Here is a 12,103-nt window from a genome sequence, read left to right on the forward strand (position 1 = left end):
CAAGGGAGGAACACGTGGCAAAAGCAGTGACGAAGAGCGCAGGGAAACCGGCCGCCAAACCAGCGGCAAAAGCGACCGCAAAACCGGCGACCAAGATGGCGTCAAAGCCAGCCGCCGGCAAGGCCGCGGCCAAGGCCAAGGCGAAACCGGCAAGGAAATCGGCGCTGACCATCAGCATGCTGAAGCCGAGCGTCAACAACATGACCGTTCGCGTCTTTGCCCGCGCCGCCGGACTCGACCATGCGGAGACCGATGCGTGGGGGCACACGCGCTCGCCCGAATACATGGCGCGCAATCCGGCCCACCTGACGCCGATGATCGAGGACAAGGGCCTGCCGCGCGGCGTGCTGTGGGAGAGCTGCGCCATCATGCAATATCTATCCAACAAGCATGGGCTGGAGAAATTCTACCCCAAGGCGCCAGCCAAGCGGGCGATGATAGACAGCGCCATGTTCTATCTGATCGGCACGCTCTATCCCTATGTCGCGCGCGCCACCTATCCCGCGCTCGGCTTCCCGCAATATGCCGGCGAAGTCGGTCATAGCGACGCCCACCCCGACAGGAAATCGGAAGCGCAGAAGGCCGCGGTCGCCGCCATTGCCGAACCGCTCGAGGTCTTCCACTCCTTCTTCCGCGACGGCAAGCCGTTCATCGGCGGCAAGAACCCGTCGATCGCCGACATCCGTCTTGCGGCGACGCTCGAATTCCTCGCTGTCATCGACTACGCCCTGCCCAAATGGGCGAAGGAATACGTGGCGGCGATGGAGAAGAAGCTCGGCAAGGCCTATGCTGGTCCGGCCGGCGACGTGCGCGGCTACATCGCCCATGTGAGATCGCAGGCTAAGGCGTGAGTTCAACCAGTCGATGGGGCGATGAGCTGCGGAAGCGGCCGCGGGACTGATCTCACCGGCGACGTCGCGGTTCCCCGCCAGCTTGAAGTTGGCGGGGCTTGCGTTAGTCTGGACGCGGATGCAGTCGAATTTTTCTCTCGACCGGCTTGAACGCTGGAGTGGTGGCGTGGCCGCCGCGGCCCTGGCGGCAACGCCCGAAGACTTGTCGGCCCGCTTCAGCGCGGCGGCAAGGGTGCTGCTTGGCTCGGATCGTGTCTATGTTGGCTTCTATCGTCGCGACATAACATCCCTGACCATCGACGATGCCGGACCCGATCGCTGGAACCGCGACTATGATGCGCGCGTCTATCGCCAGGATCCGTTCTTTCAGAGGTTCGCCAGCACCAGACGGGATTTCCTGCTGCCGTTGTCGGCTCTCAGCCAAGGCGACTTCGAGCGCACGCCGTATTATCGCGAATTCTACGGGCCCTCCGGCAGCTTCGATGAAATAACCGGTGTGTTCAACCTTGACGGACTGACCGCCGGCTATGTGACCTTTTTGCGCCGCGACGGCGCGCCGCGTTTTTGCGAGCATGATCTGGCTGTGGCCGGCGCTGCTTGCAGCGCGACAAAGCTCATTCTGCAAAGGCTGCTTCATTTGTGCCGTCTTCGGGACAAGGCTTCCGCAATCGAAGCCACGGGGTCGCAACTCAGCGCCCGGGAAAGGCAGATCGCGCGGCTCCTGATCGAGGGTGGCAGCGCCAAGACGATTTCGCGAAACCTGTCGATTTCACCCGGCACCGTGCGCAACCACATCAAGCAGGTCTACCGCAAGCTCGGTGTGCACTCCCAAGTCGAGTTGCTGGCCGCCGGCTGGAAGGCCTCGCCCAACTGACGGTTCGCCAGCCTCACTGTCCCGTCACGACGCGTGTCCACATACGGTTTTGCAGTCGCAGCAGCTTTGCGTCGTTGTTCTCGACCACGAACAGCTTGGCCTTTACATCATCGGACGGGAAAACGCCGGGATCCTTTGCGACGGCCTGATCCATCAGCGGCAGGGATTCCGGGATGGCATTGGCATAGGAAACATAACTGGAATTGGCCGCTGCGATATCGGGCCGCAAGTTGAAATCGATCCAGGCCTGGGCATTCTCCGGATGCGGCGCATCCTTCGGCACGGCCATCGTATCGAAGTTTATCAGCGTGCCTTCCCTTGGAATGGAATAGGCAATCTCCAGCTTCTTCGCGGATTCCGCCGCACGGGTCTTGGCCTGCAATATGTCGCCCGACCAGCCCAGCACGACACAGATGTCGCCATTCGCCAGGTCGTTGATGTATTTCGACGAGTGGAAGTAACGGATATAGGGCCGCACCTTGCCCATCAGCTCTTCGACCTTGGCGAGGTCGTCCGGACTGGTCGACCTGGGATCGATGTGGAGATAGTTCATAGCCATAGGAATGATCTCCGCCGGAGCATCGATCATGGCGACGCCGCAATCGGAGAATTTCTTGACGACGTCGACGTCGAAGACCATGGCGAAGGATCCTGTCGGCGCATCCGGCATGCGTTGTTTGACGGCAGCGACATTGTAGCCGATCCCATCTGTGACGGCCATGTAAGGCACGGCGTACAGGCTCTGCGGATCCGCGCCCGCGATCAGCGACAAGGCTTGCGGATCGATTTTCGAGTGGTTTGAAAGCTTCGATCTGTCGAGCCTCAGGAAAGCGCCTGCCTTCACCTGGTTCTTCAGGAACGGAAAGGCCGAGGGATAGACCACGTCATATCCCGAGCCGCCGGTGAGCAGTTTCGTCTCAAGGACCTCGTTGCCGTCATAGACATCGTAGCGGACCTTGATACCTGTCTCCTTCTCGAATTTCTCAGCCGTGTCCGGCGCGATGTAGTCGGACCAGTTGTAGACGTTGACCACCTTCTCATCGTCCGCCCGGGCGACGCCGAAGCAGATAACGCAGGCAAGCGCGGCGGTCACGATTGGGAAGAGCAGAGCGCGCATGGGTATCTCCTTTTGCCGGGCGGGCCGATGCGGCGCACCGTTCTGATTTCGCTTCGGCACCCTTGCCGCTCAACGCCGTTGCGGCGCATAAACGGGTAAGGTGATACAGGCGACATTGCCGCCTCCGAGCAGAATTTCGCGGGAGTTCTCGATGCCGACGATCTTGTGGTCGGGAAACAGCGTGGCGAGCTGTTGCTTTGCCTTCCGGTCGAGATCGCAGCCGAACTCTGGCACGACCACGACGCTGTTGCCCGGATAATAGTTGATGTAACTCGCCGCGATCCGGTTGCCGGTCGGCCGCGCCCACGTCGAATCGACCCGGTCCACGCTCTCGCTTTCTTCCATCGTTATCTCGATCGGCAGGGGATGGTGCAGCCGATGAACCTCCAGGCGACGGCCACGCGCGTCACGGGTCGAACGCAGCACCTCTTCGGCTTCGCGTACGATCTCATATTGCGGATCATCCCGCTCGTCGGTCCAGCTCAGCGCCACAACGCCCGGACGAACGAAGCAGCAGAGGTCGTCGACATGGCCATCCGTCTCGTCGAAAGCAAAACCGCGCGGCAGCCAGATGATTTTGTCGACGCCGAGATACTCGCCCAGCTGTTCTTCCACCTTCGCCTTTCCGAGATGGCCATTACGATTGCGATTGAGCAGGCACTGCTCGGTCGTGATGAGCGTACCTTGGCCATCGCATTGCAGTCCGCCGCCTTCGGCGATCAGCGGTGCGCGATAACGGTCCATCCTCTCGATATCGAGGATCTTTCGCGCCACGAGGTCGTCGAGATCCCAAGGCGAGTAGAGGCCGCCGTCGAAACCGCCATAGGCGTTGAAGATCCAATCGACGCCGCGCACTTCGCCTCGATCACTGACGACGAAATTAGGGCCACTGTCGCGCAGCCAGGAATCATTGGTGGACATTTCGACGACGCGCACCTGGCTGGGCAACCGCGCTCTTGCGTTTTGCCACTGGCGGCTGGACGCCGCCACCGTCACCGGCTCGCTTTGCGCGATCGCCGCAGCGACATTGGCGAACAGCTTCTGCGCGGGCTTGGCGCCCAGCCGCCAGGTGTCCGGTCGTTCAGGCCAGATCAGCCAACAGGCCGATTTGGGCTCGAATTCGCCAGGTGCGCGAAACCCATCCTGCCTCGGTGTGGTCGAGAGCGTATGTGACATTGTGGACCGCCGGAAATGGAATGACGAAGCCTTGCCCGATCAGACGGTTTTGGGGCCTTGTCCGTCAATGTCCCATTTGGGACAGCTTGATCACCGCGCCCGCCACCGGGCCTGCACCGGCGCCAGGCCCTGGTTGCCGGAGGCTCGATGTCCTGTCGTTTACTGGGTTGCCTGGTAAAGCTCCGAAGCGGCCTGCTTCAGCGCGCGCCGTCCGTCGGGTTCGAGATACATCATGTGCCCACCTTCGACGACGTCGAGGCGGATCGGCCTGGCGCCGGCGAGCGACGGGATCTGGCTGACCAGATAACGCGATGCCAGATAGGGAGTGACGAGATCGGTGTAGCCGTTGACGATGACGACGCCCAGCGCGGGATTCAAGGACCGCGCCCGTTGCAGATCATCCATCACGCCGGCATAGCCCTGGCGCGAGGCGCTCGTCCCATAGTCCCAGTTGTGGCTGATGTCGCCGTTCAGCAAGCGGTAGCTGGCATCGGTGCGAAAGTTCAGCTCGTCGCGCGCGTAAGCGACAAAGGCCGAGGTCAGCGCCGGCACACTACGGTCCAGCACCGGATCGGGGCCAGCGATACGGGCGCTCTCGGGAGCGATGTCCGCCGTCGCGATCATGCCGTCATAAGGGCTGAGCACCTTGCCCGTGGCACGGCCAAACTCCCGTGCGAAGAGCGAGGTCGGAACGCGGGCGAAGTTGCGGTGAACGAGGTCGAGAGGCAGGCCGGTGATCTCGGCCACGCGATCGCCCGCCAGCCGTCCGCCTTGCTCCAGCCCACTGGTGAGCGCACTGAGGTACTCGCCAAGTGCATAATGCTCGACCTCGGCGAGCTTTTTCCGCAATGTGTCGCCGTTGACGCCTTCACTGCGCAGGCGAACCGCGGCGAGGGAGGGTAGTTCGAGAGCCCAATGCAGCGGCTCGAATTCGTCGGGCTGCACCAGGGTGAATTCCAGCGCTGGCGAGATCAGCACGATGCCGCTCGGGCTGATGCCGATGTCTTCCTGCAGCGTCCTGGCAAGCAGTGCCGCCCGGAATCCGCCATAGCTCTCACCGGCGAGGAACAGCGGAGATCCCATGCGGCCGTTTTGGGCGAGATAGAGCCTGATGAAGGCGCCGATCGAACTGGCGTCCTGGCTGACGCCCCAGAAGTCGTGCGTATCCTGGCCGGGCGCCTCGCGGCTGTAGCCGGTTCCCACCGGGTCGACGAAGACGAGGTCGGTCATGTCGAGCCAACTGTCGGGATTGTCGATGAGCTTTTGCGGCGCGGGGAGGAATTCCCCGCCGGCTCCGGTCGCCACGATGCGCGGTCCGAGCGCGCCGAGATGCAGATAGGCTGAAGCGGCGCCCGGGCCGCCGTTGAACACGAAGGTGATTGGCCGCGGTGCTTCCGTTGCCACGCTCTCCCGTGGCTTCAGCGTATAGGCAACATAGAAGATCTCCGCCGTGACCTCGCCCTTGCCGGAGAGCAGCGGAAGCGTGCCGGCCTTTGCTTGATACTGGAGGCTGCGTCCGCCAATCGTGATCGAATGGTCGGTGATCTCAGGTGACGGCAGCAGTGAAAGCACGCCGCCCGCGGGTGCCGGCCGCTCCGTCGTTTCGGCCAGGAGAGGCTGCGCGAAGCCGGCAAGCATGAAGAGGACAAGGGAGACGAGTTTCAGCTTGGAACGCATGAGACCTCCGCGGAAAGGACTCCCGCATAGCTATGGCCGAGGCGAATGAAGTCAAAGGGAACAGACGATGACGCGCCCAGTGCTGTTCCGCCGAAACCAGTTCCTGACAGCCGGGGTCGTCATGTTCGGATTGCCTCACACGTCTCGCAGGACCATGCTATCACAGCAGAAAGCCGTTCTCGGAGGAACGAAAATGGACGCAACCGAGCTCAAGGCCATGCAGGCGCCGCTGAAGCAGGCCTACCGCGACGACGCCGCGCAAGCACTGATCACGCTAAGGGCAAAGGGCTCGATCGACGAACAGTCGGTGGCCTGCAAGGTGGAGACGGGCAGGGCGTTGGCAATCGCCGGCCTTCATCCGGCAACAGGCGGCTCGGGGCTCGAACTGTGCTCCGGTGACATGCTGCTCGAGGCGCTGGTGGCGTGCGCCGGGGTGACGCTGAAGGCGGTGGCGACGGCGCTCGAATTCAAGCTCGGCGCCGCTACCGTTGAAGCCGAAGGCGACCTTGATTTTCGCGGCACGCTTGGTGTCGCCAAGGATGCGCCGGTTGGCTTTCGCGCCATTCGGCTCAATTTCAATCTCGACACGGCGGAGCCACGGGAGCGCATCGATTCGCTGCTGAAGCTGACCGAGCGCTATTGCGTGGTGTTCCAGACCATCAACCAGAAGCCGGAACTGACGGTGAGCGCGCGGGGATGAATCACAAGGCCCGCGGCAGCGGTCGCGGGCCTTGTGAATACCTGATGCTTACTGAGCTGCCGGCTCTTCGGCGTCGCCTTCGTCGGTGAAGGGCGAGGCGCTCGGCACGCACTGCACGGACCAGCCGGCGGGTGTCGGCTGCTTCTGATACTCGGTGATGGCGGCGGTGCACTGTTCGCGCTTGTCGAAGGTGCTGGGCAGCACGACCATGCCGCCCTGCGGGCCGGCGATTACCAGATACCAGACCAATGCTGCGGTCGTAGCCATGGAGTTTTCCTTGTTCTGCCCAGCTCGGGCTCTCGTTGCAGGAGTCGTTCGATCCTAACAACTCCTCGGAAATGACGAAAGCATGACCGCCCAGCGGCCTTCTCGCCTCAGATCACAGCCGCGTGATGATGCGTCGGGTTTTCTAGCCGGCGTGTTGCCCTCCACTATGGTTCAGTTCGTCGCAAAACAATAGAACAGGCCGTCGCCGCCTGTGCCTTTCAGCGCCTCCTGGCTGCAGCCGCCACGCGAGGCATGCGAGGAATTCCACGACTTCGCCGCCGCCGAATTGTCGAGACCGGTGCGGTCGTGATGGCCCATCATCGCCGCCCCTTCGGAGCCGCTCATCGTCCAGTCGCCGCAGGTCTGGTCGGCGATCCTGGTGCCGTCGGGCTTGGAGCCGGTCAGCATGTCGTGCCGGTTGGGCGTATCGCCGCGGCCGTTGACCGTTTCACCCTTCTCGTTCAGCGCGGTCTGCTTGGTGATGCCGTTGGCGTCGCCGTGCAGCGAGGCGATATCATCGGCGATCTTGGTGCCCTTGGCGTTGAACCAGGGACCCTTGCCGATGCGATCGCGCGCATCCTCCGCGCTGGTCGAGAGATAGGCGTGCCATGTCTTGCCGGTGACGCCGGCGGCTTCCGCCAGCGACGCGCAATAGGCATCCGCGCCCTTCAGCCCGCCGAGATCGGCCCCCTTGCCGGAGCCGACGCTGGTGACGAAGAAACTCATCTTGGCATCTTGGGAAACGGCCACACCGACCGTAGCTCCAAGAGCGGTGGTAAGGGCGGTGGCGGCAACGATGGCGAGTCTTGGCATGTCGGTCCTCCGGTTTCGAATGTCCTACGTCGGAAGAACGTAGCCGAAGGCTGTTTTAATCCGTTTCGAACCGGCTTTTATTCCGGTTGCCGGTAGGCGACGAAGCGGTTGTGCTTGGCCTGGAAGATCAGCCCGGTCTCTTTGAGGTCCGGGCTGGCCAGCGGCACGATGCGTTTGGCGATCTCGGAGGGGTGCGGCAATGTCTCGGGATCCTCACCGGGCACGGCTTGCGCGCGCATCGCGGTGCGGGTGGCGCCGGGATCGGCTGCATTGACGCGCAGCGGCAGGCTTTGCGTCTCATGCGCCCAGGAGCGCATCATGGTCTCCACCGCCGCCTTCGATGCCGCGTAAGGCGCCCAGAAGGCGCGCGCCGAATGCGCCACGTTGGACGACAGGATAATCGCCCGGCCGGCATCCGAAAGCCGCAGCAGCGGGTCGACCGAGCGGATCAGCCGCCAGGTCGAGGTGACGTTCATGGTCATCACCTTTTCGAAGGTCTTGGCCTCGACATGGCCGATCGGCGAGATGACGCCAAGCACGCCGGCATTGGCGACGAGGATGTCGAGCTTGCCCCAGCGCTCGTGGATGGCGCCGCCCAGCCGGTCGATGCCGGCCATGTCGGCGAGATCAAGCGGCACCAATGTCGCCTGGCCGCCGGCCGCCTTGATCTGGTCGTCGAGTTCTTCCAGCCCGCCGACGGTGCGGGCAACCGCGATGACATGCGCGCCGGCGGCAGCCAATTCCCTGGCGATGAAATAGCCAATGCCGCGCGAGGCGCCGGTGACGACCGCAACGCGGCCGGTAAGGTCGAGGGTCATGCGATGGCTTCCGGAACTCTGGCTAAGGCTGATGACAGTCCGGCAATTCTACGCCCCGCTTGTCGCCAGCAGCGACAGCGTGCGCACATTGTCGTGGCCTTCGAAGTCGAGCAGGCGGGTCGGATACTGGCCGGTGAAGCACGCGTCGCAGAACTGCGGCTGCTCATCGTCGCGGCTCGCCTCGCCGACGGCGCGGTAGAGCCCGTTGATCGACAGGAAACCGAGCGAATCGACCCGAATGAACTCGGCCATCTCTTCCACCGACATGCGCGAAGCCAGCAGCTTCGACTTCTCCGGCGTGTCGACGCCATAGAAGCATGATGCGCTGGTCGGCGGCGAGGCGATGCGCATGTGCACTTCCTTGGCGCCGGCGTCCCGCACCATCTGCACGATCTTCTGGCTGGTGGTGCCGCGCACGATGCTGTCGTCGACCAGCACCACGCGCTTGCCCTCGATCATGCGGCGATTGGCGTTGTGCTTGAGCTTGACGCCCATATGGCGGATCGAATCGCCGGGCTGGATGAAGGTGCGGCCGACATAGTGGTTGCGGATGATGCCGAGTTCGAAGGGAATGCCCGCCGCCTGGCTGAATCCGATTGCCGCCGGCGTGCCCGAGTCCGGCACCGGTACGACGATATCGGCGTCGACCGGATTTTCCTGCGCCAGTTCCGCGCCGATGCGCTTGCGCACCTCATAGACATTGCGGCCCTCGACCGAGGAGTCGGGTCGGGCGAAATAGACATATTCGAAGATGCAGAAGCGAGTCTTCTGCGGTTCGAACGGGAACAGGCTCTCAATGCCCTTGGAGGTGACGACGACCATCTCGCCGGGCTTCAGGTCGCGCACGAAACGCGCGCCGATGATGTCGAGCGCACAGGTCTCGGAGGCCAGGATCCAGGCGCCGTCGAGATCGCCCAGCACCAGCGGGCGGATGCCGAGCGGATCGCGGCAGCCGATCATCTTCTTGGCCGTCATCGCCACCAGCGAGAAGGCGCCCTCGACCTGGCGCACCGCGTCGATGAAGCGCGAGTTGAGGTCGCGCTCCTTGCTGGTCGCGACCAGATGCAAAAGCGTCTCGGTGTCGGAGGTGGAGGAGAAGATCGCGCCTTGTTTCTGCAGCGCGCGCTGTACCGTCATGGCGTTGGTGAGGTTGCCGTTATGGGCGACGGCAAAGCCGCCATCGGCCAATTCGGCGAAGAAGGGTTGGATGTTGCGCATGCCGGCGCCGCCGGTGGTCGCGTAGCGCGTATGGCCGATGGCGCGGTTGCCTTGCAGGCTGTCGATGACGCGCTGCTTGGTGAAGGTGTCGCCGATCAGGCCGACATGGCGTTCGACATGGAATTGGGTGCCGTCATAGGAGACGATGCCGGCCGCTTCCTGACCTCGATGCTGCAGCGCATGCAGGCCGAGTGTGACGATGGCTGCCGCGTCCTGCCGGCCAAAGATGCCGAACACGCCGCACTCGTCATGGAAATGATCGTCAGCCTCGGCGGAAAGCACGTCGTCTGCGTCTGCCATCTTAAGCTCCGCTAAAATCGCCATATAAGGCGGTCGCGCGTCGAAAGCAACGCACTGCATGCGATCGTTCACATGGATCGATCGTCAGACGCCGCGTTCGGACCTCAGTTGGCGGGCGCTGGCGCCGGCTTGGCGGTGTTGTCGGCAGGACCGGCGTCGTTGTCATCGGGCGCTGGCGCATTGGCGTCGTCGCCGCCGGCTGGTGCATCCGCCGCCGGTGCGTCGGGCGCGACGGGCGTCTCGACGGCCGGCTGATTCGGATTGAGCTTCTTGAGGATGGCGTTTTCCGGGTCCTCTGGCAGCAGGCTCTCGAGCTTGGCGCCGATCTGTTCCAGCAGCGGCCGCGACTTGGCTTCCGTGACCCAGGCCGGGGCCTTGGCGCCGGCCAGCCAGTTGAAGAACAGCAACGCCACCGCGACGACCAGGACGCCGCGCGCGGCGCCGTAGAGGAAGCCGAGCGTGCGGTCGAGGGCGCCGATGCGCGAATCGATGATCCAGTCGGCAAGCTTCATGGTGATGACTGAAACCACGATCAGCGCGATGATGAAGACCACGCCTGCGGCCGCCGCCATGGCGATCTTCTCATTGTCGACATAGGGCTTCAGGTAGGGCAGGACCGGTTTGTAGAAGAAGAAGGCCGCCGCCGCCGCCGCCGCCCAGGAGACGACCGAAAGCACCTCGCGCGAAAAGCCGCGAACCATGGCGAGCATCGCCGAGACCAGGGTGAAGCCGACGAGAATTCCGTCAAGCAGCGTAATCGGCATGTCTTTGGCCCCACTCCGATCTCTTGTTCACGACTCGACGAGCCGCGTCATTCTTCATCGTCGGCACGGCCCCGCCGTGAGCCGGCTATGCGCGCCACGAGGTCGGCAAGCTCGGCCGGTTGGAAAGCGCCGGCCCCGATCCCCCCAGCAAGTTCCTCGCTGCCCAAGGGCAGAACCGCGCTACCAAAACCCAGCTTTTCGGCTTCCTTGAGACGCTGCTGCGCATGCGCCACCGGCCTCACCGCGCCCGAAAGGCTGATTTCGCCGAAATAGACGCAATCGGCGGGGAGGGCAAGACCAGTGAGCGAGGAAACCAGTGCGGCTGCGACCGCGAGATCGGCTGCCGGCTCGCTGATGCGGTAGCCGCCGGCGACGTTGAGGTAGACGTCATGCTGCCCGAAACGGACACCGCAATGCGCTTCCAGCACTGCCAGGATCATCGACAGCCGCGCGCCGTCCCAGCCGACCACCGCCCGGCGCGGCGTGCCAAGCGAGGAGGCCGCGACCAGTGCCTGGATTTCGACCAGAACCGGCCTGGTGCCTTCCATGCCGGCGAAAACCGCTGCTCCCGGCGATTTCGCGTGCCGTTCGCCAAGGAAAAGCTCGGATGGATTGGAGACCTCGCGCAGACCTTTGTCCGACATTTCGAAGACCCCGATCTCGTCGGTCGGTCCGAAGCGGTTCTTCACCGTGCGCAGGATGCGGAAGTGGTGGCCGCCTTCGCCCTCGAAATAGAGCACGCCGTCAACCATGTGCTCGACCACGCGCGGACCCGCGATCTGGCCTTCCTTGGTGACATGGCCGACCAGCACGATGGCGGCACCCGTGGATTTCGCGTAGCGGATCATCGCCTGGGCGGCGGCGCGCACCTGTGTGACGGTGCCTGGCGCCGAATCGGCCAAGTCGGTCCACAGCGTCTGGATCGAATCGAGGATGACCAGATCGGGCCGCTTGCCGTCGGCGATCGTGGCAAGGATATCCTCGACATTGGTCTCGGCCGCGAGTTCAACCGGGGCCGAGGCGACGCCGAGCCTCTGCGCACGCAGCCTGATCTGGGCAACTGCCTCTTCGCCCGAGACATAGACGATGCGATGGCCCTTGGAGGCAAGGGCGGCCGCGGCCTGGGTGAGCAGCGTCGATTTGCCGATACCGGGATCGCCGCCGACCAGAAGTGCCGAGCCCCGAACGAAACCGCCACCAGTGGCGCGGTCGAGTTCACCGATGCCTGAGATGATACGCGGCGCGTCCTCGATATCGCCCGAAAGCGTTGTCAGCACCACCGCGCGGCCCTTGCGGGCGTTGCGCGAGTTGGCAGGGCCCGAGCCGATGCCGCCAGATGTGCCTTCCTCGACCAGCGTGTTCCACTCGCCGCAGGCATCGCATTTGCCGGCCCAGCGCTGATGCACCGAACCGCAATTCTGGCAGATGAACTGGACGCGGGATTTGACCACGCTTTACCTTCCCGCCCGCCGGCGGGCGCCGCGCGCGACAGCCAATCTCCCCCCGTGTAGAGGAGATGTCCGGCAGG

The 12,103-nt window shown here is 63.7% G+C and carries 12 protein-coding genes; 3 read left to right on the forward strand and 9 right to left on the reverse strand.

Translation table 11 applies throughout. The features are described from left to right. The first annotated feature begins 14 nt into the window (after positions 1-14). A complete protein-coding gene (locus AC3CB8_RS15955; protein ID WP_352565102.1) occupies positions 15-851 on the forward strand; it encodes a glutathione S-transferase family protein in 837 nt (278 codons plus the stop codon). 166 nt (positions 852-1,017) lie between these two features. After that, on the forward strand, positions 1,018-1,725 hold the full coding sequence (locus AC3CB8_RS15960) for a response regulator transcription factor (protein WP_352565104.1): 708 nt from the start codon (positions 1,018-1,020) through the stop codon (positions 1,723-1,725). A 13-nt stretch (positions 1,726-1,738) separates the two neighbouring features. Here AC3CB8_RS15960 and AC3CB8_RS15965 read toward each other — a convergent pair whose 3' ends face one another. The 3 genes from AC3CB8_RS15965 to AC3CB8_RS15975 all read right to left on the reverse strand — a co-directional run bounded on the left by AC3CB8_RS15965 (position 1,739) and on the right by AC3CB8_RS15975 (position 5,695). Continuing rightward, complete coding sequence (locus tag AC3CB8_RS15965; RefSeq protein WP_352565106.1) at positions 1,739-2,842, reverse strand: polyamine ABC transporter substrate-binding protein; 1,104 nt, start codon at positions 2,840-2,842, stop codon at positions 1,739-1,741. Between the two features lie 69 nt (positions 2,843-2,911). Continuing rightward, a complete protein-coding gene (gene aguA / locus AC3CB8_RS15970) occupies positions 2,912-4,018 on the reverse strand; it encodes an agmatine deiminase (RefSeq protein ID WP_352565108.1) in 1,107 nt (368 codons plus the stop codon). Positions 4,019-4,177: 159 nt separating this feature from the next. Then, on the reverse strand, positions 4,178-5,695 hold the full coding sequence (locus AC3CB8_RS15975) for a S10 family peptidase (protein ID WP_352565110.1): 1,518 nt from the start codon (positions 5,693-5,695) through the stop codon (positions 4,178-4,180). A 193-nt stretch (positions 5,696-5,888) separates the two neighbouring features. Here AC3CB8_RS15975 and AC3CB8_RS15980 point away from each other — a divergent pair, with 193 nt between their 5' ends. Continuing rightward, positions 5,889-6,395, forward strand: coding sequence for an OsmC family protein (locus AC3CB8_RS15980; RefSeq protein WP_352565112.1), 507 nt, complete (start codon positions 5,889-5,891; stop codon positions 6,393-6,395). A gap of 48 nt (positions 6,396-6,443) precedes the next feature. Here the strand turns inward: AC3CB8_RS15980 and AC3CB8_RS15985 are convergent, their stop codons facing one another. The 6 genes from AC3CB8_RS15985 to radA form a co-directional block, all read right to left on the reverse strand. Beyond that, positions 6,444-6,662 (reverse strand): hypothetical protein, encoded by a 219-nt coding sequence (locus AC3CB8_RS15985; RefSeq protein ID WP_015318519.1) that lies wholly within the window; start codon positions 6,660-6,662, stop codon positions 6,444-6,446. A gap of 171 nt (positions 6,663-6,833) precedes the next feature. Further along, a complete protein-coding gene (locus AC3CB8_RS15990) occupies positions 6,834-7,475 on the reverse strand; it encodes a hypothetical protein (RefSeq protein WP_488377323.1) in 642 nt (213 codons plus the stop codon). Between the two features lie 77 nt (positions 7,476-7,552). After that, positions 7,553-8,293, reverse strand: a complete 741-nt coding sequence (locus AC3CB8_RS15995; RefSeq protein WP_352565115.1) for an SDR family NAD(P)-dependent oxidoreductase — start codon at positions 8,291-8,293, stop codon at positions 7,553-7,555. 48 nt (positions 8,294-8,341) lie between these two features. Next, positions 8,342-9,811 carry an amidophosphoribosyltransferase gene (purF, locus tag AC3CB8_RS16000; protein ID WP_023773383.1) on the reverse strand — a complete coding sequence of 490 codons (1,470 nt, stop codon included), beginning with the start codon at positions 9,809-9,811 and terminating at the stop codon, positions 8,342-8,344. A 104-nt stretch (positions 9,812-9,915) separates the two neighbouring features. After that, a complete protein-coding gene (locus tag AC3CB8_RS16005; protein WP_023773384.1) occupies positions 9,916-10,575 on the reverse strand; it encodes a CvpA family protein in 660 nt (219 codons plus the stop codon). A gap of 47 nt (positions 10,576-10,622) precedes the next feature. Further along, complete coding sequence (gene radA / locus AC3CB8_RS16010; RefSeq protein WP_352565117.1) at positions 10,623-12,026, reverse strand: DNA repair protein RadA; 1,404 nt, start codon at positions 12,024-12,026, stop codon at positions 10,623-10,625. Positions 12,027-12,103 lie beyond the last annotated feature (77 nt).

The organism is Mesorhizobium sp. P160927, assembly GCF_057766385.1.

Excerpts from the sequence above, each read along its gene's own strand:
- AC3CB8_RS15985 (WP_015318519.1), bottom strand. The coding sequence starts at position 6,662 with ATGGCTACGACCGCAGCATTGGTCTGGTATCTGGTAATCGCCGGCCCG.
- AC3CB8_RS15965 (WP_352565106.1), bottom strand. The coding sequence starts at position 2,842 with ATGCGCGCTCTGCTCTTCCCAATCGTGACCGCCGCGCTTGCCTGCGTT.
- AC3CB8_RS15995 (WP_352565115.1), bottom strand. The coding sequence starts at position 8,293 with ATGACCCTCGACCTTACCGGCCGCGTTGCGGTCGTCACCGGCGCCTCG.
- aguA (WP_352565108.1), bottom strand. The coding sequence starts at position 4,018 with ATGTCACATACGCTCTCGACCACACCGAGGCAGGATGGGTTTCGCGCA.
- AC3CB8_RS15975 (WP_352565110.1), bottom strand. The coding sequence starts at position 5,695 with ATGCGTTCCAAGCTGAAACTCGTCTCCCTTGTCCTCTTCATGCTTGCC.
- AC3CB8_RS16005 (WP_023773384.1), bottom strand. The coding sequence starts at position 10,575 with ATGCCGATTACGCTGCTTGACGGAATTCTCGTCGGCTTCACCCTGGTC.
- AC3CB8_RS15980 (WP_352565112.1), top strand. The coding sequence starts at position 5,889 with ATGGACGCAACCGAGCTCAAGGCCATGCAGGCGCCGCTGAAGCAGGCC.
- purF (WP_023773383.1), bottom strand. The coding sequence starts at position 9,811 with ATGGCAGACGCAGACGACGTGCTTTCCGCCGAGGCTGACGATCATTTC.
- AC3CB8_RS15990 (WP_488377323.1), bottom strand. The coding sequence starts at position 7,475 with ATGCCAAGACTCGCCATCGTTGCCGCCACCGCCCTTACCACCGCTCTT.